Source organism: Halobacterium sp. MBLA0001 (assembly GCF_049705385.1).
In the GTDB taxonomy this organism is placed as follows: domain Archaea; phylum Halobacteriota; class Halobacteria; order Halobacteriales; family Halobacteriaceae; genus Halobacterium; species Halobacterium salinarum.
Window position 1 is genome coordinate 111,938 of record NZ_JBNAMQ010000008.1, and the last position, 22,847, is coordinate 134,784.

Sequence of the window (22,847 nt, forward strand, 5' to 3'; positions counted from 1 at the left end):
TTACTCCGACCCCTCCGTTGTGGGTGGGTCAGGGCGCTCAAGCACCGACTTGCTGTCGTCGGCGTCCACGCCCGCGGCGGCAGTCACGCGCTCCATGTCGGTTCCCGTCGGGAAGTCAAGCCCGTACTCCGCGGCCGTCTCGAAGGACGCAATGGCTGCACGAAGCTCGACCCCGAGGAGCTCCGTGTCGCCGACGCTGACCGCGATGTCGGCGTTGACCACCACTCCCTTGTCGAGCAGCAGCTCCAGGGTTTCGGCGAGATCACCCTGTGAGCGCGTTGGTTTGGGGTCGCTCATTTGTCGGTGGTCGCCGTGTTGTGGAGACGCAGCCCATACAGCCGCGCTCGGGCCGCGGTCGTGGCGTGCGTGGGCTGTTCCGGGACGGTCGAGTGGGCGTTTCGGGCTGCGTTTTGGGCGTTCGTTCGTTGTGCCGGCAGCGTCGAATGTGCGGCCGGGTTGGTGGTGTCGCTGGTGGGCTGCTCGGTGTCGCTGCGGCGGCGGTTGCGCGCCCGCTGCTCGGCGAGCGCCGCGTGTTGGGCGATGAGTTTGCGCCGCGCGGCGTCCCGGCTCTGTTGGGCGTTCCGGCGGGCGTGCTGTGCGTTCTGGCCGTGGGTGTGTCGGTTCGTGGGTGTCATGTGTCGGTGGCTGATGGCTCGCTGGGGGTGACCCGCAGCTCGAGGATCTGGTTGGTGACCGTCAGCGACGTGATCGTCATCCCTGGGTCGTCGAGGGTGAGTCGCTCGACAACGTCGTCGCCGACGCTGATCGTGAGTGCGCCTGTGTCCTCAACGGCTGCATCGACGGCTGTCTCGTCGGTGACGCCCGGCAGGTCGGCGACCACCACGAGGTCGTCGCTGTCGTCGGACGCGCGGGTTTCGATGTGCGCCGTCTCCGCATCGCCTGCGTCGTCGGCGTTCCCGGCGGGCGTCGACGGCGAACGGGCGTCGGAACCCAGACCGATCGAAACGGCGTAATCGTAGTCGATTCGTGTGCGACCGCGGTCGATCGTGGAGTGGCCGTGCTGTTCGCCGTTGTCGTCGTCGAGTTCTGCGAGCGTCTCGATGAGGCGACTGAGCTGGTCGAGGAGCCCGCTCGGCCGGTCGGACGGATCGTCGGTGGGCATCAGTTCTTGATCTCCATGCGGTCGCGCATCTGGTCGCGGATCTGTTCGGCCGTCCGCAGTTGGGCTTCCAGCTCCTGTTTGCGGCGCTCGTACTCGTCCGCGGGCCGGTCGCCGATCTCGTACAGCAGCTGGTTTTCCTTGATCTGGTCGCGGATCTCGCTGGTGTCGTACAGTTCGTCGAGGGCCATCGTCTGGAGGATATCCACCAGCGAGAGGAACGGGTTCACGAACAGGTCATCGAGGACGAACACGGCTATCTACCCCCCTGTTGGGCCTGCTCAGCGCCGATATGGATGTCCACGAAGTTGTACGGGGGCCACGGGCCCGTGTACCGAACCGTGAGGTCGTCGTGGGCGGCGTCGATCTCGTCGATGGCGGCGTCGAAGGCGTCCCTGGTGTCGTGCTCGACCAGATACGACTTGTTGATGATCAGTCGGTCCGTGAAGCAGTCGTTTTCCGTTTCCCCGACGCTCAACGCACTCAGCCGGGCGGTGACGTCTGACCGAACCGCGGCCGTGTCGACGGCGGTGTCGTCACCGGGCGCAAGCACCTTCACGCCGAGCTCGACTGTGCCGGCGATCTCGGTGAGCGTGCTCCGGAGTGCCCGGCGTGCCCCCCGGAGCACGCCTTTCAGTGTGCGCGCGTTCTTGAACGCCATTCCGAAGCTCATTGGGACGACAGCGCGCGTGGCGTCGTGTTCGAGCACCGCCTGCAGGACGGTGTTGTGCGCTTCAACGGCCGCGTCGGTTCGCTCGGGGTCGGTCGTCTCGATGTCGGAGACGACCGCCGACAGCGATCTGTACGAGACGGTGTACGCGCGGGTCGCGCCGGCGACGCCGTCGACGTTCAGGGCGAGCGATTCGTTGTCGTCGATGATGCCGTACGTGTAGAGGTGTGACTCACTCATCCTGGGGCTGTGGGTCCGCTGATTGGTTCACGATGCAGTCTGCCATGATGGTCTGTAATCCGACAGCGAACGTGAGCAACTGCAGGACGACGCTGTCGACGTGCTCGATGGCGGCTTGGGCGTCCGCGACGCGGTACACCTTCCGCTTGGTGAGTTCGCTCATTTCGAGGAGGCCGGCATCGGCGAGCTGCTTGAGGTGTGGGTACATCGTGCCCGGGCTGACATCCGCGCCGAACAACCGCCGCACGTCCTGTAGCAACTCCTTGCCACAGGCACCGCCACGCACGGTGATCAACACCAGCAACACTTCGTCGATGTATTCGGCGATGATGTCGTCGCCGACGCCGTGGAGCTGGGCGTCGTCCAGCCAGGCCTCGAGCAGCGGGAGGTCGTCGCCGGTCAGCGGCGTGTCCGTGTAATGGTGTGGCGGATCATCGGTGTAGAGCTGGGACGTGTCGTCGATGGTGGCGTCGAGCGCCGCCGTGAGCTCCAGGGTCGGCAGCGAGAACTCCACGTCGGCGTCGACGCCGGCCGCATCCATCTCGGATTTGAGCTCCGCTAAGAGGTCGTCCATGCGGTCACACCATCTCCGTGAGCGTGATTTCCGGGATCGTGCCGGACTGGTCGACGCCGATTCCGAGCAGCGGCGTGAGCGGGGTTTCGCCGTACAGCACGATGGCGTCGCCGGCACACTCCAGTCGGAAGTGCATGTCCGCGACGCGGTCTGCTCGCGTGCGGAGGGCGGTCCCTGGCTTGGTGATGAGAACGCTTGCGTCGTTGTGCAGGGCGACGTAGTTCGCGAAGTCGCCCAGGCGGGTTTCGAAGGCGTGGTAGGCTGTATCCATGCTAATGACGTGTAGCAGCGGCCCGTCACTGTGCTCTCGGATCCGTTCGGCGCGGGCGATATACGGGTCGTAGGACAGCGTCCCGTGTTCGGTCGGCGTGGTGTCGTGGCCGGGCAGTCGGTCGGGATCCACTGCGTCGTCGTGGTCTCGCGTGGGGCCGGCGTACGTCTCGAAGACGTGGCAGTGCGTGTCGAACACCGCCTTGGAGAGGACCGCGCTGAGGTCGTTGTGCAGCAACCCCGGGCTGCCCTCCTTGGGGGGGACGACGGCGACCCCCATCTCGTTTGCGAGGAAGTTCCGGATCGCCGGCAACACCAGCACGCTCCAGGCATCGCGGGACAGGTCGGCCCCCAGATCGAGGTGGACGACCCCGCCGCGATTGAACCCCCCCGAGAGGATGGTATCGAGGTCTCGGATCCCCGTGGAGAATCGCGCCGTCGGGTTCGCCAACGGCTCCCAGGTCGCCTCGTCGGGGACCGACTGCGTGGTCGACAGCTCGACCGGTGTGATGGCTTTGAACTGTCCGTCGGCCAGCGTGAACGGCTGTAGGCGGTTCTCGATGCGGACGCCACGGAGCTTCTCTAACCGCAGCTGGCGTCTGGTGCGGCCGCGCTCGTTGTCCGTCACGTGGAGTGTCACGACGCCGTCGACGATGTACTCCAGTGGCGACTGGGTGGCCGTCTCGGACACCAACACGAGGCGCACGCCGGCGTCGCGGGCGAGCGCCACGAGTTGGTTGGTGACGGTTTCGATGCTGGGTGGGGAGTCGTGGCGGGCGGCTAGATACTCGTAGACCAGCCGCCAGCTGTCGAAGGCGAGTGTGAGCTTGGTGGCCGGGGCGCTGATGGCGTCGACCCACGAGAGCAACGACTCCAGGTTCAGCGTCTCGAAGGGAACGTCGACATCCATCGGCAACCCGAACGGGTCCTGTGAAAGGTCGAGCAGTGCTGTTCTGTCCAGTGCGGCGTGCCCTTCGACGTACATCTCGTAGACGGTCTCCTGATCAACGCGCGTGGACACGTAGAGCACGTCTCCCTCTCGGCTCAGCACGTCGAGGCCGCGGATCGTGAACAGCGTTTTGCCCGTGCCTGGGGCACCGTTGACCAGCAGCGTCTGGCCCGGCTCGCCGGTGAAAAACCGCCGGATCTCGCGGGGGAAGTGTGCGATCCCCTCGTGGGATGGGGGTGCGTGGAGTGGCGTGCGTGCGCTCATTGGTCGGTCTGTGTGGTCGTCGGTCGTGTGGTGCCGGTGGTCACCTCGCGGCGTGACTGTCTCAACGCTCTGTTACCTGGAGTTTCGACCCGTAATATTCAGTTCGACTACCATTACAAGTGTTGAAACAATCCGAACGCATTTTTATCTTGTTCAAGATTTTGTACAAATCAGCGAACTATTACGAGCGCCGAAACGGGGGTTGAACTCACAACGGCGGTTTTCCGGACACTCCCTGTAGTTGCGGGTGGGTACCACCCAGATCACTATGGCGCAACCAGACTCCTCAAGCTTGGCGGAGGTTCTCGACCGTGTACTGGACAAAGGCGTTGTCGTCGACGTGTGGGCTCGCATCTCGCTTGTCGGGATCGAGATCCTGACCGTCGAGGCCCGCGTCGTGGCCGCATCGGTCGACACGTTCCTCCACTACGCCGAGGAAATCGCGAAAATCGAACAGGCAGAACTCACTGCGGGTGCCGAGGCCCCCGAACCGGCACCCGAGGCGTAGCGAGAGCACTCCGGTGAGCAACCAGGGAGATGCATCGAACACAACCACACCACGCCGCTTTCTTAGCCCCATTCCACCCAGACAATGACGGTTACAGACCACCGAGAGGCGATGATCGAAGCCCGGGCGGCAGTCACCGACGTCCGCGAGGCGATGGACGCGTACGCCGAGGAGTTCGCCGCGGACGTCAACAGCATCCGTACGGACAGCCGGCACCGGGAGAACATCCGTGACATGCGGGCGGCCGTGGACGCGTACTGTGAGTCGTTCGCCACTGCTGTCAGCACTCACCACGACGAGACCGCCGCGCTCCGGGCGGACCTCGAAGCCACGGCAGCGGCGTTCGACGCCTACACCACCGCGTTCGCTGCCGACGCCGCCGCTATGCACGACGTTTCGGCGCTGCACCGCGACATCGAAGCGCTGCGCGAGGAGTTCCGTGCCGTCACGACCGACTTCGAGGACTACACCACCGACGAGTTCGCCCCCGCCGTCGGGGCGTTGCACGCGGACGCCGCTGAGACGGCGGCGTCGTTCACCGCCAAACAGGAGGGGTTCGAGGCGTACCGGCACGACGTGCACGAGAGTGCCGTCCCCGCGCTGACCGCTGACATCGCGGCAACGCGGGCTGACTTCGACGACACTGCGGCGTCGTTTGCTGCGTACGCACGTGCGTTCTACGGACACACCGACGACGCCACTGCCCAGACGGACGCCGACGACACCACTGCCCAGACGGACGTGCTGTCGGGCCAGGCCACAGTCACCAGGGCACAGCCCGAAGAGGACGACACGCCCGAGGACATGGTGCAGTGTCGGGTGTGCGAGGAGTACTACCAGGCGATCACTGAGCCCCACCTCCAGACCCATGAGATGACCATCGACGGCTACCGCGACGAGTACGGCGAGGACGTTCCGCTCCGGCCGGATGATCACGCATGACCGACACCTCACGGAACCGCAAGGTCAGAGGGTCGAAAATCCGGTCCTCGCGCAGCGATAAGCGTCAGTCACGGGGCAGCGAGGACAAGGAACTCAAGCGGCTCGCGGACGCGCGGGACACCGATTCCGAGCAGGCAGGCGACCGCGTCGGCGACGCGTTCATTCCCGACGAGCAGTCGTTCATCGAGACCGACGCGGTGGCGCGGGTCACCGACCGCATGCGGCGGTGGCTCAGCGTCGACCGACCGGTTCACTTGATCGGACCGACTGGCTGCGGGAAGACCGCAGTGGCGATGCACGTCGCTCGGACGCGTGACCGGCCGGTGGTCTGGGTCAACGGGGACGCCGACCTCACGACGAGTGATCTGGTCGGGGAGTACGCCGAGACCGAGCGCATCTCGGAGCACGACCAGTTCATCCACAACGTCGTCAAGCGCAAGGACATCGTCCGTGACCGCTGGGTTGACAACCCGCTGACGCTGGCCGTCCAGGAGGGCGCGACGCTCGTGTACAACGAGTTCTCGCGCACCAAACCAGTGGCCAACAACGTGTTGCTGTCGGTGTTCGAGGAGGGCGTCCTCGAGCTCCCCGGCAAACGCGGGGCGTCGCGGTACGTCGACGTGCATCCGGCGTTCCGAACGATCCTGACCTCGAACTCCGTCGAGTACGCCGGCGTTCACGAGCCACAGGACGCGTTGCTCGACCGGCTGGTCGGGCTGCACATGGACTTCTACGATGCCGAGACCGAGACCGCCATCGTTCGTGCGCACGTCGAGGCGGCCGACGTGCCGGTCGCGGCCATCGTGGGGATGATGCGCGAACTCCGGGAGCGCCTGGAGATCACCGTCGGCACCCGCGCCGCGATCATGGCGGCCGAAGGGCTGACTGCGGCCGACGACCCGGACGCCGACACCGTCGTGGACGTGTGTACGGACGTGCTGGCGTCGAAGGTGAGCCAGCGAAGCGACGTCGAGGCGCTCCGGGACGTGATCGAGGAGACGCTGGCTGACCGCGGAGTAACGCTTTCGTGATGGCACCCGACTACGCACACGCATGGACGATCCAGTAGCCGACCAACCGGACGGCACGGATGAGACCCCCGACGGCGACACAGCGGGATCGTCGCCGATCGGGCTCGCTGACGCCCAGGCGCGTGCTCGGGAGGCCGTTGCCGAGCTGCTCGAACACCCCTTCGACGGCATCATCACCGCCGAGTCGGGGGCCGACGGCGGGTGGCGAATCCTCGCCGAAGTGGTCGAGCGGAGCGCCGTCCCCGACACCCAGGACATCATCGGCCGATACGAGATCACGCTCGACGACGGCGGCCGCGTCACCGGGTACGAGCTGCGTGAGCGCTACCGGCGCGGCGAGATGAAAGAGGAGCTGTGAGGCGGGGCGGGAGCCGGCACCCCCACGCCGTGGCGGTCAGTGGGTGAACAACCGAAGCGAGGATTTATCCGCGTTGTGAACGCGACAGTGATGCAGGTCATCATCGTCGGAGCGGGGACGGTCGGAGCGCCGCTGGTGGACGTTGCGACTGGATCCGGGAACGAGGTCGTCGTCGTCGAGCAGGACGGGGGGCGCGCGAACGAGATCGCCGACGCCTACGACTGTGCGGTGTTGCACGCCGACGCCACGGACGAGTCGACGATCCAGGACGCAGGGGCCGACCGCGCCGACGCCCTGATCACCACCACTGGGCGGGATCCGACGAATCTCTTCGTGTGTCTGCTCGGGGCCGAACACGACATCCCCACGGTTGTGTCGCTGCTACAGCGCCCGGCGCACCGCCACCTGTTTGCGGAGTTGGGCGTCTACACGGTTGCCGGGCTGCACGATCTCGCCGCCGAATCACTGTACCGGGTTGCCAGACAGCCCGCCGTATCGGAGTCCATGCCGGTTGCTGGTGACGCGGCCGTGTTCCGGATCACGGTGGGCGCTGACGCGCCGATCGCGGACACGATGCTCGTGGATGCGCGGTCGACGGGGGTGTTGCCCGACGACGTCCTGGTTGTCGCGGTCCGGACGGGCGACGGGGAGGCGGAGATCGCGCGCTCGGAGACGACGATCACCCCCGGTGACGAAGTAACGGTGTATTCGAGCCGTGGCACCACGGCGGACGTGACAGCTGTGTTCAGCACTGACGTTCGCGAGGACGGCGCCCGCGGGCGGTTCTGAGTGGATGGCGGGCGTGGTTGCGTCCGCGATCGACGCATCCATACGGACGGACTCGTGAGAACAGCCCAGCACGGGGAGACGGATTTCATTCATGGCTTCGCTTCTCGCACTCGTGGCGCTCGTTGCATCGATGTTCATGGCGTTCACCGTCGGCGCGAACAGCAACTCCGCACCGATCGCGCCGGCGGTGGGCGCGAACGCGCTGTCGACGCTGCGTGGGGCGTTGCTGGTCGGGATCGTGGCCGGGCTGGGCGCGATCTCCCAGGGCGGCAGCATCTCCGAAACCATCGGGCATGGACTCGTCACCGGTGTCACGATCACACCCCTGGCCGCCGCGGCGACGCTGCTGACCGCCGCCACCCTCATCACGATCGGGAACTCACGGGGATACCCGATCCCGTCGGCGTTCACCGTCACCGGCGCTGCGGTCGGGGCGGGCGTCGCACTCGGGGGCGGGTTCGCGGTCGGCACGTATCTCAACATTCTGGGGTTCTGGTTCGCGATCCCGATCGTCGAGGGCGTGCTCGTGTACGCGCTCGCTCGGGTGCTGATCGGTGACCGTGTTCCGGACCACGTGACAGTGCCCGTGCTCGCGGGCGGTGTCGGGTATGCGTTGGCGATGATTCGGCTGTCGGTGCTGCCCGCGCCACAGGGCGCGCGGGCCACGGTCGCCGGCGTCGTCGCGCGCCACCTCCCTGCGGGGGTGGTGCCCACCACCGCACTGGGCGTCGCCGGCGCTATTGCGGTGGTGCTCGCGGGCGCGATGTACTGGCAGTTGCGGCGGGACGTGACGACCGGCATCCACCGGCTGCTGGTGGGGCTTGCGCTGGCCGTCCTGTTCACCAGCGGCGGATCCCAGGTGGGGCTTGCCACGGGGCCCCTGGAGCCAGTGTTCGAGTCCGCGCTGGATCTGCCGGCGATATACCTGCTGGTTCTCGGCGGCGTTGGCATCCTGGTTGGCGGCTGGGTGCGGTCGCCGCGACTGATCCAGGCGGTCGCCAGGGAGTACGCGTCGCTTGGCCCGAAGCGGTCGATCGCGGCGTTCATCCCGGCGTTTCTGACCGCACAGGCGGCGATCATGTTCGGCTACCCGATCTCGTTCAATAAGGTGATGATCTCAAGCATCATCGGGGCCGGGCTCGTCGGTGGAGCGGCCGACACTGGCGGCGTGTCGGTCACGAAGACGGGCTACACGGTGGCGGCGTGGGTCGGGTCGATGGTGGGCGGGGCGGTGCTCAGTTTCGGACTCTACCGGCTGCTGGCGGCGATACCGGGATTACAGTAGGCACCGGGAGTCGGCGTATGAATGTGCGTTCGGCTGTGTTCCCGGAGTGCGAGAACGGCCCCCTTGGTTAACTGTGGGGCTGGCGTACACACACACGAGGAGGTGTCCAACGAATGATTCGACACACTGGGCTCGCACAAATGGGGCCACACCATGGTGCGCACGGGCCGATGGGGGGCGGCATGGCCGGGGGGCTGATCTCGACTGTCCTGTGGCTGGTCGTCCTGGCTGCACTCGTGGTAGCGATGGGGTATCTCGTGGTCCGTGTCCGCCGTGCCATGGACGATGATGGGGCGACCGGCGGCGACACCGCCATGGCAGTGCTGCGGGAGCGCTACGCGGCCGGCGACATTGACGACGAGGAGTTCACGGCTCGACGGCGCACTCTCGAACGGGAGCGCGATGAGACGCCCCCGAAACACCAGTGAGACGGGGCCAGTCGGCAGGAGCGCGGCGGCCGGGTTACAGGGGTGGCTCGGTGACGGAATCGACATCGAACCGGCGGATCTCCGGCTCGCCCGCGAGCAACTCCGGAAGCTGCTGTTCGAACGCCTGGAAGTGGTCGGTCTGCGAGTGGGCGTCGAACGCGGCGGCGTCCTCGTACTGCTCGAAGAACCGAACCACGTTGGGGTCCGAAACGTCGACCGCGGCGCGGTAGTCGATCAGTCCGTCCTCGGTCTGTGACTGCTCGACGAGGTCCGCGATCAGTTCGAGGGCGTCGTCGCGCGCGTCGGGGTCGAATCGGAACGTTGCGTGTACGACGATCATGGGGTGACCGAGGAGGGCCGCGGGGAAACGTGTGATGGATGGATAGTGTCGTGCCGGTTCCGGGTCCGAGACCACCCAGGGAACTTACGGCCGGTCGCGCACACGGACTGATATGGCGCAGCACGGAACAGTCAAGGTCCCGGACGGCAAGCTCGTTAGCGTGTCGCTGACAGCCAACGATCGCATCACGTCGGTGCGCGTGACTGGCGATTTCTTCCTCGAACCGCCGGAGGCGCGCCCACACCTGGAGCGCGCGATCGAAGGGCACCCGGTGGACGTCGACGCCGCCACGCTCCGGGAGGCGATCGCGGACGTGGACGCCCGTCTGATCGGGTTCGAGGCGCGCGATCTGGCCGCCGCCACCATGGAGGCGATCGCGTGACGCTTCGCGTCATCACCGACGGCACGTACAGCGAGCCGGTCCAGCAGGCCCTCGAACGTGTGCTTGCGGACAAGGTTGCGGCTGGCGACATCGGGCCAACACTCCGGGTGTGGTACCGGGACGCCCCCGCGGTCCCGATCGGGCGGTTCCAGTCCTACGAGGACGAGGTCGCCACCGACTACGTGGAGCGCCACGACATCGACGTGGTGCGGCGCGCGACCGGTGGCGGGGCGATGTACGTCGAACCCGGTGCGGTGCTGACGTACTCGCTGTACCTCCCGCCCGAGGACGTTCCCGACGACGTTGCCGACAGCTACGTGTACCTCGACCAGTGGGCCATCGACGCCCTGCAGGCTGTCGGCATCGACGCCAGCTACGAGCCGCTGAACGACATTGTGCACGCCGACGGCAAGCTCGGCGGGGCGGCGCAGCTGCGGACTGACGGGGCGGTGTTGCACCACACGACGATGAGCTACGATCTGGACATCGAGCGGATGCTTCGCGTGCTCCGGATCGGGGAAGAGAAACTCTCGGATAAGGCCGTGGCGTCCGCCGAAAAGCGGGTTGCAGTGATGACTGATCACACTGACGCGTCGCGTGCCACGATCGTCGATGCACTCGTTGCGGCGATCGGGGACACGTTCGAAACGCGGCGGGGATCGCTGTCGGCGGCGACTCGGGAGGCGGCGCGCACGCTCGCAGCCGAACAGTTCGACACGGCGGCGTGGACGCGGAAGCTGTAGGGTGCCCGGAATCGCTACGTGAGCACGCGCTTGACGTCGAGGCCGGTCGCGCGCCGCACGACCGCCTGCACGGGATCGACGGCGTTGCGGAGGTTGTGTGAATCGCCGTCCAGCACCACGAGGGCGGCGCGCCGCCCGGGTTCGATGACGCCGCAGTCGAGGCCGGCGATCTCGGCACCGGCGGTGGTCGCCATTCGCAGGACATCGGTGGCGGAGACGTCGAAGCGCTTGGCGGTGGTGGCCATCTCCCGGAACATCGACGGCGGGTTCAACATCACGTTGTCAGTGCCGAGCGCAACGGTGGTGTGATCGAGGAGGGCGGGGATCGGTGCGTCGCCGACATCGAGCACCGTGTTTGCTCGTGGACAGACCGCGATCGGGACCGACTGGTCAGCGACACGCGTGAGGTGGGTGTCCTCGGCATGCACCATGTGCACGAGGAGGTCGGGCTCCAGGTCCAGGGCCGGATGGATGTCGGTGGCGTCGGGTTCGCCGGCGTGGATCGCGAACGGGGCGTCGCGACGCGTGCAGGCGGCGCGTTCGTCGGCGAAGTCGTTGTCGTTGGCACCGGACGCGCCGTAGCCGTCGGCGATGTCGAGCACGTCCGGGTCCCCGCTGCCGAAGATGAACGGCGTCACGTCGACGGTGTCGGCGGCGGCGCGCAGTGCCTCCGTGCCGGGGCGGCCGGACTCCCGGAAGTCCAGGCAGGCAACGGTGCCGGTCTGGTGCATGAACGTGAGCGTGTGGCGCATCGCTGCCACCAGGTCGTCGTCGTCGGCGGCCGCCAGACGCCGATGTTTCAGGCTGTTCGGCGGCGCTACGGCGTCGTCCAGGGAGAGCCCCACGGCCGCTTCTTTCGCGATGGAGTCGCCGAGATGGGTGTGGGCGTTCACGAACGCGGGGAGAATGATGTCTTCGGAATCGACGTGGGTGTCTTCCTCGACGGCGTCGATGCGGCCGTCATCGATCACGACACGTCCCCGGGTCGGCTCGAAGGCGTCGCCGGCGAGAACGGTCCCTGCGAGTTCAGTCATACCCGCACTCGGCACTGGGGACCGATATGCGTTTTCGAATGCGCGAGTCCCGACTGATTGTGGGGGAGTGGCGCACGCACGTTCCTGAGTGCTTTTACGTGTCGTGGCTGAATACGGTGGTATGCGCGTTGTCGCCATTGGAGTCGGCGGTGCCGGCGGACGCATCGTCGATGCGCTCCACGAAGATGACAGCACACGAGAGGCGTCGTACCTGGCCGGCGGGTCGGTGCTTGAGACCGACCGCGGTGCGCTGGCTGCGCTCGACGCCGTCTCCGAGGAGGATCGCCACCACTTCGGGCACAGCGGGTTCGGGGGTGATGCCGACAGTCCCCGGGAGCGCATCGAGGCGCTCGCCGAGGACGATCACGTCGAGATGCGGCGGGCGGTCGACTCGGCGATCACCTCGGATGCGGCCGCGATCATCGTGATCGCAGGGGTTGGCGGGGCGACCGGGTCAGTGATCGCGCCGAAACTCACCGACGCGTTGCAGCGCATCTACGACCGGCCGGTGTACGCGGTGTCGGTGCTGCCGGCGACCCACGAGGAGGTTCCGCCGGAGAACCCGGCACGCGCGATTGCGGCCTTCGAGAGCGCGGCGAACGCACAGCTCGTGTTCGACAACGACGCCTGGGTTGACGACAGAAACGACGTGGAAGACGTGACCGACGGGCTAAACGCGGAGTTAGCGATGCGACTCGGGGCGCTGTTCAGCGCCGGGGAGGCCGTGACTGCGGAGTCCGTGGGGCAACGCGTGGTCGACGCCAGTGAGGTCATTTCGACGCTCGACGAGGGCGGGCTGGCGACGATCGGGTTCGCCCGCCAGCCGCTCGGGACCGACGGGGACGACGGCTCGCTGCTGGATCGCGCCCGAGAGCTGGTTGGGATGGATGAGACGACCGTCGACGAGGTGGAGTCGATCAAGGCGGTGGAGACGACCCTGCGGCAGGCGACAAACGGCCGGTTGACGTTCGACTGCCCGCGGGACGCGGCCAGGAGCGGGTTGCTCGTGGTGTCCGGGCCGCCGGAGTGGCTCCACCAGACGGCGGTGTCCGACGGCCAGAGTTGGCTGGCCGACGAGATCGGGTCCGTACAGCTTCGCACCGGTGACAACCCGATGCCCGGCGGGGACGAGCTCACGATCCTCGTACTGCTCGGTGGGATTCGGGGTGCACCCCGCATCAAAGAGATCCAGGCGGCCACCGATTGAACCGCCGTCGAACCCGCCGTGACGGTCCGAAACGACACAAACTTCACCCTACAGTGTCCAGTGTTGTGCACTGATGGTTGATCGTGATTCGTGGGTGTCGAACGTCGGGTTCGTGCTTGCAGCCGTCGGCAGTGCGGCAGGCCTCGGGAACATCTGGCGGTTCCCCTGGCTGACCGCCGACAACGGCGGGAGCGCGTTCCTCGCGATGTACCTGTTGCTCGTGGTTGGCATCGGGGTCCCGGGACTGCTCGCGGAGTTCGTGCTCGGGCGGCGTGGCCGCCAAACACCCATCGGCGCGCTCCGCTCGCTGATCGGTTCCCGATGGGGGACCGCAGTGGGGACGTTCAACGTCATCACCACCGTGGTGATGCTGTCGTTCTACTCGGTTGTCGGCGGCTGGATCCTCCGGTACACACTGCTCTCACCGACGGGCGCGTACTTCGCACAGCCACAACAGTACTTCAGCCACGCGAGCCACGGCCTCCCTGCAGTCGGATTCCATCTGCTGTTCCTCGGGATCATCGCTTTGATCGTCTTCTTCGGCGTGAGCCAGGGGATCGAACGCGTCTCGAAAGTCATGCTCCCCGCGGTCGTCGTGTTGCTCGGCGGGCTGGCTGTCTGGACGGCCACCCAACCCAACACCGCCGCCGGCTACGCGTTCTACCTCGGCTTCGACCCCGACTACCTCGCTGCGAATTTCTTTTCGGTGCTTGGTCCCGCCGCGGGGCAGGCACTGTTCACGCTCTCACTGGGCGCTGGCGCGATGCTCACGTACGCCTCCTACCTCGACGACGACGCCTCGCTGCCACGAGATACGGTCGTGATCGCGATCTCCAACACGGCGATCGGCGTGCTCGCCGGGCTGGTCGTCCTCCCGTTGTTGATCTCCCAGGGCATCACCCCGGGACAGGGCGGCCCCGGCGCACTGTTCGTTGCCCTCGCAACCGCGTTCGGTGCACTCCCGGGTGGCAACGTTGTCGCCACGGTCTTCTTTTTCACCGTGCTGTTGGCGGCCGTGACCAGCGGCATCAACCTCCTCGAAACCCCCGTGGCGACGCTTGTCGACAACTACAACGCCTCCCGGCGGGTCGCGACGGCGGCAGTGACACTGCTGCTCGCGGCCACCGGCAGCGGGCTGGCGCTCGCCGGGCCGGCGTTCCGGTTCGTCTCCGGCCCCGTCGTTGATGTCATGCTGACCCTAGGCTTGCTTGCGTTCCTCGGGATCGTCGGTTGGGTGCTGCGCGAGGAGGCAGCAGCTGAGTTCCGGGCCGGTGCCGGCCGCCTCAGCGGGCTGGCGACCCCGTGGGTGGTGGCGGTTGGCTGGGTGCTTCCGGTGGTCGTCGTGTTTTCGTTGACGACGACAGTGGCGTCCATTACCGGCGTCTCGCTGACGAACACCACGCGTGCGGCGATCGCCGTTGGCGTGGCGGTCGCGTGCCGCACTGCCGTCACGCGAACAGCGTGACGGAGACTGTCTCGTCGCCGGCGAGTAGCAGTGGCTCAGTCGTCGGTCGTCGTCGGGTCCGAGTTCGGGGAGATCGCCCCCATCTCCGGCGTTTCAGTGCCGGTGAGGGCGGTCTGTAGCTTCCCCGCCAGGACTGCGAGCACGTAGACTCCAACGGCGAGCAACACGATCACTCCCCCGGCAGTCGCTTCCCCGTAGTAGGAGACGGCGATGCCCAACACCACGGCGATTTCCGCGAGCACGACTGACACGAGCAGTGATTCGTTGAAACTGCGAGCGACCTGTGACGCTCCCGCCACGGGGACGACGAGCATCGCCGCCACGAGGATGACGCCCATGATCTGCATGGCACCGACGACGACCATGGCGGTCAGCATCACCATGATGCGGTTGTACCAGTTCACGGACAGCCCGGAAACCGCAGCGGCGGTCTCATCGAAGGTCACGTACAGCAGTTGGTTGCGGGTCACTCCGACAACGCCGATGATGATCGTGAACAACACCAGGAGGATGGCGGCGCTGTCGGTGGAGACCGTCGAGAGGTTCCCGAACAGGAACTGATTGACGCCGACGGCCAGCCCACCAGCGTTGATGCTGATGAGCGTGGTGCCGAGCGCGAACCCAGTGGACAACACGATCGCCATCGAGACGTCGTTGTACGCGTCGGTCGTCTCCGAGATCACCTCGATCAGTAGCGCCGCGACCATCGCCACGATCACCGCCGTCAGGTACGGCGAGATCCCGAACTCAAAGACGGCGTTCAAGAACAGGCCGATGGCAACGCCGGCGAACCCAGTGTGGGCGAGGGCGTCCCCTATGAGGGCGAGTTGCCGGTGGACTAGGAACGTCCCGATGAGCGGGGCCATCACGCCGATGCAGAGCCCAACCAGGATCGCGCGGTGCATGAACCCGTATTGGAGGACCTCCAGGCCGGTTGCACGCGCAACCCCGGTCATGAGCTGCGACCAGACGCCAAGCAGCCAGTACAGCGGGCCGAGCAGCGGTTCGATGACTGCCGGCTGGACGATCACGTCCGTCATCAGTCGTCACCGAGCACGGCGGTCGTGGTGCCGAACGCGCGTGCGAGCGCGTCGCTGTCGACGAACTCCGCCGTGGGGCCGTCGAAATGTAGTTCTCGGTTGAGACAGATGACGCGCTCGGCGTGCTCGGTGACCGCACCCAGGTCGTGTTCGATGAGCACGACCGTGATACCGTCGTCGTGCAGCACGTCCAACAGGTCGTAGAACGCAGCCACGGACTCGATGTCGACGCCGACCGTGGGTTCGTCGAACACGAGCAGTTCGGCCTCACCGGCGAGCGCGCGAGCGATGAACGCGCGCTGTCGCTGTCCGCCGGATAACTCGGTGACGCGGCGGTCGGCGAACGCCGACATGCCGACCGTGTCCAGCGCCTCGTCGACGACGGCCCAGTCGTCGGCCGACAGCTGGCCGAAGCCGACGTGTGGGAACCGCCCCATCTTGACCACCTCCCGGACGGTGATCGGCATCTCCTTGGAAGCGCTCGCGTGTTGGGCGACGTAGCCGATGCGCGAACCGGTGTCGAACTGGTGTGCTGGAACCCCGAACAGGCGGGCACGACCACGGTCGGGCCGCAACAGCCCGAGCATGAGCTTCATGAGCGTGGACTTCCCGGAGCCGTTGGGCCCGACGACGCCGATGTACTCACCGGGTGAGACCGCAAGGGAGATGTCTTCGACGACCGGGGTGGCTGTGTACCCGAACGCGACATCGGCGAGCTCGATGGCGGGCGTGTCGGCAGTGTTGTCGTGGTGTGGTGTCATTCGAAGTTCCTCCATGTGGCGTTCCACTCGGCGCCCCCGACGTCGTCCGGAGCCGCGTTCCCGAGCAGGAGCTTGAACGTGGGCATGTTGATGTTACGCGCGATCTCCTCGTAGCCCCAGCCCTGCTGGACCCAGTCCTCGCGAACGCCCGCGTAGGGCGTGACTGGGTAATAGGCTTCCACGTCGGTTTCACTGAGCAGCTGTTCGGCGGGGCGGCGGGTTTCGAACACGGCCGCACCGATGTACGTGATGTCGTTGTCGTCGATCGTTTGCTTGGCGTCCATGATGTCGGATGCCTTGACCGTCCCGCTGGCGGCCAAGTTCACCACCAGCGGCCGCATTTCGATGTCGTAAGCCGTCCCGAGGTATTGGAACGCGTTGTGCGCGGCCAACTGAACGACGTCACGGTCGGCGCGGTCGAAGATGGCGGCGTATGCGTCGTCGAGCTCGTCCAGGACCCCGGATTTGTACGCGGCGGCGTTCGTTCGGAGTGTGTTTTCGTGGGAGGGTGCGAGCTGAACGAACCCCTCGGTGAGGTTGTCGATGGACTGCTTGGCTCGGTTCGGATCGAGCCAGAAGTGAGGGTCTTTGCCGCGGTTCTGGCCGATGCCCTCCTCGTCGCGGTCGAGGCTCGCAGCGAGGTCAACGAGTTCGACGCCATCCCGAACGTTGATGCGGCGAGTATCGGCGTCGTCGTCGTCCAGTGATTCGATTGCGCGGTCAACCCAGGGTTGAAAATCCGGGCCGACGTGAATGAGCGCGTCGGCGTCGAGGATCTCCTTGGTGATGCTTGCGTTCGGCTCCCAGCCGTGGCCGTGGAGCCCCGTGGGAATGAGATTGCGGACGGTGATCGGCGTGTCGGCGACGATCTTCCGCGCGAAGTCATAGAAGCTGAAAAACGACGCGACTGCGACGGTCGGTCCCGATTCCGGGTCTCCGTCGGTGTCGCCGCTCGTTATGCAACCGGCGAGGCCAGCGCTGAGAACGCCGGCGCTGGCAGTGAGTGTGCGTCTGCGTGAGAGGTGCGTGTGTGTCTGCTCGTCCATCGGTACTGGGAACGTGACGGATAGAATTATAAAGTAGTTTCTATCTAAATCTAAATTTAGATGTATCAAATCCTTGGACGGGCGTTCCCACCAGAGACCACGCGATTCCCACGATCGTGCAACTGACGCCCGGCTAAAGGCCCGAGAGAAGATCTAATATCGGCATGCCGATCGAAGGGGTAAGTACAGACACAGGCAACGCGATGGCCACACAGGGTAGGTTCTCGTTTTGGGTAGGGATAGCGAGGCGACAGGAGTTCACTTGCGCTAACTGGAAGCCGGTGCTCGGGAACCGATTACCAATGGCGAGTTCGTCTTTGGCCGCGGTGTGACACCAATAGACGTGAATAAGAACGCAGAGCTCGGATCGTTCGAGGTCCGCACAACGACTCCAGACCGGATCGTCTGCTGTTGGCGAGCAGAGGTGGAATAGTTGTGCGGGGCGGTCGTCTACTGAAGCGTTTCGCTGCCCGAAGGTGTGTCTAGAGTGACATCGACCCCAGGATCCGCAGACCACCAATCGTCGCCTGGAGGCCGTTCGCCGTCGTCAGTGTCGAACTTTATTTCGTCTTCTTTGTCGGGTTTGACCTTCCCCTGAACGATAGTTTTTGAGTCGTACCGTTTGACTGTGTCATTACCTAGGAACCCGGTATCGACAGTTTCACAGGTTGCATCGCTGTCTGGGACTTCCGCCCTGTAACCGCCTGTTCCGCCGTTTGAAGCGACTTCAAACGTGATCGAGAAGGATTTCGTGGAGGTGGGCTGAACCGACTCCGACTGGGCTGTATTTTCACTAGCTACAGCGCTTCCGGAGACAACTGCCAACCCCGCTGCAGTCGTACCGGCGGTACGGATGATGTCGCGTCGCGTTCGTTGGCGTGACATGATACACATTTCTTTTCTACCCGGTAAATAATATAATTTTGTTTCATTATGTATGTTGAAACGGAATTAAGGGCGAGTTCAACGGAGAGCAGAAATACACTACCCAGGGTGTGGCCCTGCAGTGTGGATCTCGGACAGAAACGATCAGCAATATCCAATAACGAATTGTGGGAGCCAAACAGAACTGAGCTGGAATTGACGGATCGTTTGCAGCAGTCAAACCATAGCGGATAACCCGTCCATAGTATGTACAGAATCATAGTTGTTGGGAGAGAGACACAGCCATGAGAAGTGTTATCGAGAGCTTTGCCCAGTGAAGACACGACAGTGGTACTGAACGATTGTCTAAGAACGTTCGGTATTTATGCGTGGAACTGACTACCGTCACCGAAAACGCGGAATCACTCTCCAAGACCGTCAGTGCGCTCATCGGACACACCAGCGACGATTTAGCATACATACGAAATCCGGTAGTTCGGTTGGTGTGGTCGGTGGGCTGCGCGACGACGGCGCAGGTGTGGAGACGACCGCCCGATTCGATTATGCCACAAGACCCATCGGAGTCACCATCCACGGCGGACACGAATCGCACGACAAATGACCACACACGGCCTGGGCCGGCTCCAACCGTTCCCGCCGGAAAGAACGTCGCCGAGCTCACCGTCAAGGCGGTGTTGATCGGGCTCGCGCTCAACGTGTTGCTGCTCACTGCGAACATGTACCTCGGGATGCGGTCGGGGCTCACGATCAGCGCCTCGATCCCGGCGGCAGTCATCAGCATGGGACTGTTCTACGCGCTGCGGTACGCGGGCATCGGCGGCACGATCCTGGAGAACAACATCGTACAGACGATGACTTCGGCGGGCGAGGCACTGGCCGCCGGTGTGATCTTCACGATCGCGGGCGTCACGTTCCTCGATCAGTCCATCAACATCGTCGAAACCGCGGCCGTGGCTGCGTTGGGTGGGCTGCTCGGCGTGCTGTTCATGATCCCGATGCGGCGGTATCTCATCGTCGACAAGCACGAACAGCTGCCCTACCCCGAGGGCACGGCGTGTGCGGACGTGCTCGAAACCGGCTCGGAAGGCGACGGCGGGGTGAAACTCATCTCACTGGGATTCTTCGTGAGCTTCATCTACATGTGGTTGGCCAACGGCATGGCCGTGATGAAGACGACCCTCGAAACGGCGTTCTCGGCGGGTCAGACCCGCGGGTTCGCGATCGGCGGTGACTTCACGCCCGCCCTGATCGGCGTCGGCTACATCATCGGTCCGCGGATCGCAGCGTACGTGTTCGGTGGCGGGCTGGTGGCGTGGATGATGTTGATCCCGCTGCTCATCACGGGCGGGTTTGTGCCCGATCAGGCGGCGAATCTCACCCTGATGGGACAAGCACACGCGGTCTGGGATCAGTACGTGCGATACATCGGTGCGGGCGCGATGATCGTGGGCGGGTTCTACGCGATCATCTCGATGGCTGGAACGATCCGCGACGCGCTTGCGTCCGCGGCCGCCGAACTCAGCGGCTCCAAATCGGAAACCGCGACACAGATCCCCCGAACCCAGCGCGACCTCTCGATGAAAGTGGTCGTGCTCGGGGCGCTCGCGATCACGATCGCGCTGGTTGCGATCCCACAGGTCGAACTCGGCGTTCTGGGCGGTGTCATTGCCGTGGTCGCCGCGTTCCTGTTCGTTGCGGTGTCCGCGTACCTGGTCGGGGTCGTCGGCAGCTCGTCGAACCCAGTCTCCGGGATGGCGGTCGCGACCGTCCTGATCGCCGCACTCGCGATGAAATCCACCGGCGTCTCGGATCCGGTCGTGGTGCTCTTGACCGCCTCCGTTGTTGCGATCGCCGCGGCGGTCGCCGGCGACACCTCACAGGACCTGAAAACCGGCTACCTGCTCGGCGCAACCCCACGCAAACAGCAGATCGCACAGATGGTCGGGATCGCGATCTCGTCGGTGTTCGCGGGCTGGGTGCTGTCGTTTTTCAACCAAGCGTACGGCATCGGAAGCGAGACGATCCCCGCTCCGCAGGCCGGCATGATGGCGCTGATCTCGGAGGGAGTGCTCACTGGAAGCGCGCAGTGGGGGATGATCCTCATCGGTGCCGTCTTCGCGATCGTGTTGATCATGATGGACGTCCCCGTGTTGCCGTTCTCGGTCGGCATCTACCTCCCGATCACGCTCGCCACGCCGATCTTCCTCGGCGGGCTGCTGCGGGCGGGCGTCGACCGATACGTTGACTGGCGCAGCGACGACGGCGACGGGGCGGCAAAGGAACGTGCGACCTACCGCGGCCGAATCATTGCCGCCGGGCTGATCACTGGCGAGGCGATCATGGGGATCGTCGTCGGCGGGATCTACGTGCTCGGGATCGGCGCCGACGAGGGCGCGCCGTACGCGGTGGGACTCGCATCCGGCACACAGACGCTGCTCGGTGGCGTGGCGCTCGTCGCTCTCGTCGCCGTCTTCGTCGGCGGCGTCATCCGCGACCCACAGGACACATGACAACACACGCGCCAACTGCGATTCCGGAGCGCACAACAGAGGAGTGGACGGTCACGCAGACCGACGACGTGGTGCAGGTCACGATCACGCGAACGGTCGCCCCGCGGAACCGCGTCGATGGGTTCCTGTTTGACCTCTTCGACGCGGACCGCGACCGCAAGCTCGTGCTCGATGCGGTTGGCGCAACCGTCTGGCGCGCCTGCGATGGCACCAACACCGTCGCGGACATCGCGTCTCGCGTCGCCGATGAACACGACGCGGAGCGCGTTGCGCCGGTCGAAGAGACGCTCGGCCACTTCCTCATGCAACTCGGGGAAAAGGACCTGCTTCGGTTCGAGGAGTGACCACGGTCGGCGAAGCGCTCGGGTGGTATTAGCGACCGGAAGACGGTGCCGAATCGGTTGCGGGGCTGCTCGACGCGACGACCTGTGTGTGCGTGAAAGATCGCACAGTATAATGGATGTATGACGTGGTTTCTCCGGAGATAATGCGTGTTCTCGTAAAGTATATGCGGCTCCCCGGTGAATTTTTAGTACGGCCGTATGTGTTTACCCCGAGGACGCAACAGCCGGCACAGCGTGAGCTCGTGAGATCATCTCGTTGTCTCGGGCGACTCGTTTGAATTCCTCGTAGGGGTTGCGTCCCTGCTGGCGCCACGTCGCCAGCAGGGACAGCAGCGTCTCGTGAACGAACATCCCGCGGTCGTTCCGAAGTGTTCCGATGAGCTTCCGGAGAACCACTGGCTCACGTAGTGCGCTTTCCGCAGCGTTATTCGTCGGGGAGACCGCTGGCTCACCGACGAAGGTGAGCCAGTGGTCGAGGCCTCCTTCGATCTTCCCGAGTAGTGTTGCCACTGGTCCGTCGGGGACTGACCGCTCAATCAACGATTCAAGCTCTCTTCGTGCAACACGCTGTAATTCTGCCCGCTCACGCACTGTCAAGTCGCTCTCCAGTCGAGCCTGGAGAGCGACGTACAACTCCTTGAGAGCACGATAGATCGGTTCGCCTTCAGCCTGCTGTTCAGCGGCGTCTTCAGCTTCCCGGAGAATGTGTGCCCAACACCGCTGAAGCGTCTCACTGAAGGCTGGATACGCCGTCCACCCATCACAGATGACCGTTCCCGCGAAGTCCTCGCCGAGGACTTCTGCGGGAACATCGCTTCCACGACTTTCTCTGACCGCGTACAGCGTGTGGTTCTCGGTGGTGAACGTCCACAGCCACGCCTGTTCGCCGTCTCGCTTGATTCCAGTCTCGTCTATATGGACAACGTCGGCTTGCTGGATCTGGCGACGGATCTGTTCGTATTCACAGCGACCGGCGCGCGCAGCGCGCTCGGTCGCGTGCCACGTGGACGCGGCCGAGAGCTCCAGTCCGTGTAGTTGCTGGAAGCGGTCTCCGATCTTCCGGTAGGGAAGTCGGTGATCGTACCGAGATAGTGCCGACTGAGCAATAACGTTCACCCCGAACTGCCCCTCGTCGGGGCAGTCGGGGTGTGAGGCGACAGTCTCGGTTTCACAGGAGTGGCACTCGTAGTGGTGGCGGTTGTACTGTGTGACTTCCGGTGGCTGTGGATCTGGGAGTTCCTCGACGAGTCGGGGGCTGACGCCCGCCGACTCGTCGAACGCTTCGCCACATTCTGGACAGCAGTCACAGGTCACCTCGATTTCTCGATCCGGGTCAGGAGCCTCACGCCATTCTGGCTCGTGTCCGGCTTTTCGACCGGGCGTGCCACCGTCAGTACGTGGCTGTTCGTCGTCCTCGTCCCCATCGGACGAGGACGACTCTTCATCGCCTGGATGTTCCTTGCTCGGCGGTGTATGTGGTCCTTCGTACCACCGGAGCTTGGCTCTGAGACGCTTGTTCTCCTTACGAAGTTCTTCGAGCTCCTCAACCTGTTCCCGAAGCTGCTGGTTTTCTTCTTCAAGCGCAGCAAGGCGGTCGAGTATCTCTTCTTCGGTTGGCTCCGACGGAGTCATAACCAGACGAGACGGGATGGTCTCCGGGTC

Annotated in this window: 27 protein-coding genes; 13 read left to right on the forward strand and 14 right to left on the reverse strand. The window is 65.0% G+C overall.

Features of this window, described 5'->3' with window-relative positions:
- The 7 genes from gvpJ to gvpD are packed head-to-tail and all read right to left on the reverse strand — an operon-like array spanning position 1 to position 4,087.
- A complete protein-coding gene (gvpJ, locus tag ACOZ32_RS12925) occupies positions 1-297 on the reverse strand; it encodes a gas vesicle protein GvpJ (RefSeq protein ID WP_010904101.1) in 297 nt (98 codons plus the stop codon).
- Positions 294-635 carry a gas vesicle protein GvpI gene (gene gvpI, locus ACOZ32_RS12930; RefSeq protein WP_010904102.1) on the reverse strand — a complete coding sequence of 114 codons (342 nt, stop codon included), beginning with the start codon at positions 633-635 and terminating at the stop codon, positions 294-296. Before gvpI ends, gvpJ begins: the two co-directional genes overlap by 4 nt.
- Positions 632-1,123 carry a gas vesicle protein GvpH gene (gene gvpH / locus ACOZ32_RS12935; RefSeq protein ID WP_010904103.1) on the reverse strand — a complete coding sequence of 164 codons (492 nt, stop codon included), beginning with the start codon at positions 1,121-1,123 and terminating at the stop codon, positions 632-634. The genes gvpI and gvpH overlap by 4 nt, the downstream gene beginning before the upstream one ends.
- A complete protein-coding gene (gvpG, locus tag ACOZ32_RS12940; RefSeq protein WP_012289627.1) occupies positions 1,123-1,374 on the reverse strand; it encodes a gas vesicle protein GvpG in 252 nt (83 codons plus the stop codon). The genes gvpH and gvpG overlap by 1 nt, the downstream gene beginning before the upstream one ends.
- 2 nt (positions 1,375-1,376) lie before the next feature.
- Positions 1,377-2,030: a gas vesicle protein GvpF gene (gvpF, locus tag ACOZ32_RS12945; RefSeq protein WP_010904105.1), complete on the reverse strand. Its 654-nt coding sequence runs from the start codon at positions 2,028-2,030 to the stop codon at positions 1,377-1,379.
- On the reverse strand, positions 2,023-2,604 hold the full coding sequence (gvpE, locus tag ACOZ32_RS12950) for a gas vesicle transcriptional activator GvpE (protein ID WP_010904106.1): 582 nt from the start codon (positions 2,602-2,604) through the stop codon (positions 2,023-2,025). The genes gvpF and gvpE overlap by 8 nt, the downstream gene beginning before the upstream one ends.
- Positions 2,605-2,608: 4 nt before the next feature.
- Positions 2,609-4,087 carry a gas vesicle protein GvpD gene (gene gvpD / locus ACOZ32_RS12955; RefSeq protein ID WP_010904107.1) on the reverse strand — a complete coding sequence of 493 codons (1,479 nt, stop codon included), beginning with the start codon at positions 4,085-4,087 and terminating at the stop codon, positions 2,609-2,611.
- 268 nt (positions 4,088-4,355) lie between these two features.
- Here gvpD and gvpA point away from each other — a divergent pair, with 268 nt between their 5' ends.
- From gvpA to ACOZ32_RS12990, 7 genes are all read left to right on the forward strand, one after another.
- Positions 4,356-4,595, forward strand: a complete 240-nt coding sequence (gvpA, locus tag ACOZ32_RS12960; RefSeq protein ID WP_010904108.1) for a gas vesicle protein GvpA — start codon at positions 4,356-4,358, stop codon at positions 4,593-4,595.
- A gap of 84 nt (positions 4,596-4,679) precedes the next feature.
- Positions 4,680-5,537, forward strand: a complete 858-nt coding sequence (gene gvpC, locus ACOZ32_RS12965) for a gas vesicle protein GvpC (RefSeq protein WP_012289628.1) — start codon at positions 4,680-4,682, stop codon at positions 5,535-5,537.
- The gene (gvpN, locus tag ACOZ32_RS12970) at positions 5,534-6,568 is read left to right on the forward strand and encodes a gas vesicle protein GvpN (protein WP_010904110.1); all 1,035 of its coding nucleotides are present in this window, start codon (positions 5,534-5,536) and stop codon (positions 6,566-6,568) included. Before gvpC ends, gvpN begins: the two co-directional genes overlap by 4 nt.
- A 22-nt stretch (positions 6,569-6,590) precedes the next feature.
- On the forward strand, positions 6,591-6,926 hold the full coding sequence (gene gvpO, locus ACOZ32_RS12975; RefSeq protein WP_010904111.1) for a gas vesicle protein GvpO: 336 nt from the start codon (positions 6,591-6,593) through the stop codon (positions 6,924-6,926).
- A 90-nt stretch (positions 6,927-7,016) separates the two neighbouring features.
- Positions 7,017-7,715: a potassium channel family protein gene (locus ACOZ32_RS12980; protein ID WP_010904112.1), complete on the forward strand. Its 699-nt coding sequence runs from the start codon at positions 7,017-7,019 to the stop codon at positions 7,713-7,715.
- Positions 7,716-7,806: 91 nt separating this feature from the next.
- Positions 7,807-9,000 (forward strand): inorganic phosphate transporter, encoded by a 1,194-nt coding sequence (locus ACOZ32_RS12985; protein ID WP_424335301.1) that lies wholly within the window; start codon positions 7,807-7,809, stop codon positions 8,998-9,000.
- Positions 9,001-9,113: 113 nt separating this feature from the next.
- Positions 9,114-9,428, forward strand: a complete 315-nt coding sequence (locus ACOZ32_RS12990) for an SHOCT domain-containing protein (RefSeq protein ID WP_010904114.1) — start codon at positions 9,114-9,116, stop codon at positions 9,426-9,428.
- Between the two features lie 34 nt (positions 9,429-9,462).
- Here ACOZ32_RS12990 and ACOZ32_RS12995 read toward each other — a convergent pair whose 3' ends face one another.
- A complete protein-coding gene (locus ACOZ32_RS12995; protein ID WP_010904115.1) occupies positions 9,463-9,768 on the reverse strand; it encodes a putative quinol monooxygenase in 306 nt (101 codons plus the stop codon).
- A 112-nt stretch (positions 9,769-9,880) separates the two neighbouring features.
- Between ACOZ32_RS12995 and ACOZ32_RS13000 the strand changes: the two genes are divergently transcribed.
- Together ACOZ32_RS13000 and ACOZ32_RS13005 are read left to right on the forward strand one after the other, a co-directional pair.
- The gene (locus ACOZ32_RS13000) at positions 9,881-10,150 is read left to right on the forward strand and encodes a hypothetical protein (RefSeq protein WP_010904116.1); all 270 of its coding nucleotides are present in this window, start codon (positions 9,881-9,883) and stop codon (positions 10,148-10,150) included.
- Positions 10,147-10,893 carry a lipoate--protein ligase family protein gene (locus ACOZ32_RS13005; protein ID WP_012289629.1) on the forward strand — a complete coding sequence of 249 codons (747 nt, stop codon included), beginning with the start codon at positions 10,147-10,149 and terminating at the stop codon, positions 10,891-10,893. Before ACOZ32_RS13000 ends, ACOZ32_RS13005 begins: the two co-directional genes overlap by 4 nt.
- 14 nt (positions 10,894-10,907) lie before the next feature.
- Here the strand turns inward: ACOZ32_RS13005 and ACOZ32_RS13010 are convergent, their stop codons facing one another.
- Entirely contained in the window at positions 10,908-11,927 is a 1,020-nt protein-coding gene (locus ACOZ32_RS13010) for an amidohydrolase family protein (RefSeq protein ID WP_012289630.1), read from the reverse strand.
- A 121-nt stretch (positions 11,928-12,048) separates the two neighbouring features.
- Here ACOZ32_RS13010 and ACOZ32_RS13015 point away from each other — a divergent pair, with 121 nt between their 5' ends.
- Both ACOZ32_RS13015 and ACOZ32_RS13020 read left to right on the forward strand, forming a co-directional pair.
- Positions 12,049-13,134: a tubulin/FtsZ family protein gene (locus ACOZ32_RS13015; RefSeq protein WP_010904119.1), complete on the forward strand. Its 1,086-nt coding sequence runs from the start codon at positions 12,049-12,051 to the stop codon at positions 13,132-13,134.
- 73 nt (positions 13,135-13,207) lie between these two features.
- Complete coding sequence (locus tag ACOZ32_RS13020) at positions 13,208-14,599, forward strand: sodium-dependent transporter (RefSeq protein WP_012289631.1); 1,392 nt, start codon at positions 13,208-13,210, stop codon at positions 14,597-14,599.
- A 35-nt stretch (positions 14,600-14,634) separates the two neighbouring features.
- Here the strand turns inward: ACOZ32_RS13020 and ACOZ32_RS13025 are convergent, their stop codons facing one another.
- The 4 genes from ACOZ32_RS13025 to ACOZ32_RS13040 all read right to left on the reverse strand — a co-directional run bounded on the left by ACOZ32_RS13025 (position 14,635) and on the right by ACOZ32_RS13040 (position 18,331).
- Positions 14,635-15,639 carry a metal ABC transporter permease gene (locus tag ACOZ32_RS13025; protein WP_010904121.1) on the reverse strand — a complete coding sequence of 335 codons (1,005 nt, stop codon included), beginning with the start codon at positions 15,637-15,639 and terminating at the stop codon, positions 14,635-14,637.
- Positions 15,639-16,415, reverse strand: coding sequence for a metal ABC transporter ATP-binding protein (locus tag ACOZ32_RS13030; RefSeq protein ID WP_010904122.1), 777 nt, complete (start codon positions 16,413-16,415; stop codon positions 15,639-15,641). Before ACOZ32_RS13030 ends, ACOZ32_RS13025 begins: the two co-directional genes overlap by 1 nt.
- On the reverse strand, positions 16,397-17,446 hold the full coding sequence (locus ACOZ32_RS13035) for a metal ABC transporter substrate-binding protein (protein WP_010904123.1): 1,050 nt from the start codon (positions 17,444-17,446) through the stop codon (positions 16,397-16,399). Before ACOZ32_RS13035 ends, ACOZ32_RS13030 begins: the two co-directional genes overlap by 19 nt.
- Before the next feature lie 450 nt (positions 17,447-17,896).
- Complete coding sequence (locus ACOZ32_RS13040) at positions 17,897-18,331, reverse strand: hypothetical protein (RefSeq protein WP_162829057.1); 435 nt, start codon at positions 18,329-18,331, stop codon at positions 17,897-17,899.
- A gap of 542 nt (positions 18,332-18,873) precedes the next feature.
- Between ACOZ32_RS13040 and ACOZ32_RS13045 the strand changes: the two genes are divergently transcribed.
- Positions 18,874-20,841, forward strand: coding sequence for an OPT family oligopeptide transporter (locus ACOZ32_RS13045; protein WP_010904125.1), 1,968 nt, complete (start codon positions 18,874-18,876; stop codon positions 20,839-20,841).
- Complete coding sequence (locus ACOZ32_RS13050) at positions 20,838-21,185, forward strand: PqqD family protein (RefSeq protein WP_010904126.1); 348 nt, start codon at positions 20,838-20,840, stop codon at positions 21,183-21,185. The genes ACOZ32_RS13045 and ACOZ32_RS13050 overlap by 4 nt, the downstream gene beginning before the upstream one ends.
- A 204-nt stretch (positions 21,186-21,389) precedes the next feature.
- On the opposite strand, the gene tnpC is transcribed toward ACOZ32_RS13050, so the two are convergent.
- On the reverse strand, positions 21,390-22,817 hold the full coding sequence (gene tnpC, locus ACOZ32_RS13055; RefSeq protein ID WP_285253944.1) for an IS66 family transposase: 1,428 nt from the start codon (positions 22,815-22,817) through the stop codon (positions 21,390-21,392).
- Positions 22,818-22,847: the final 30 nt, after the last annotated feature.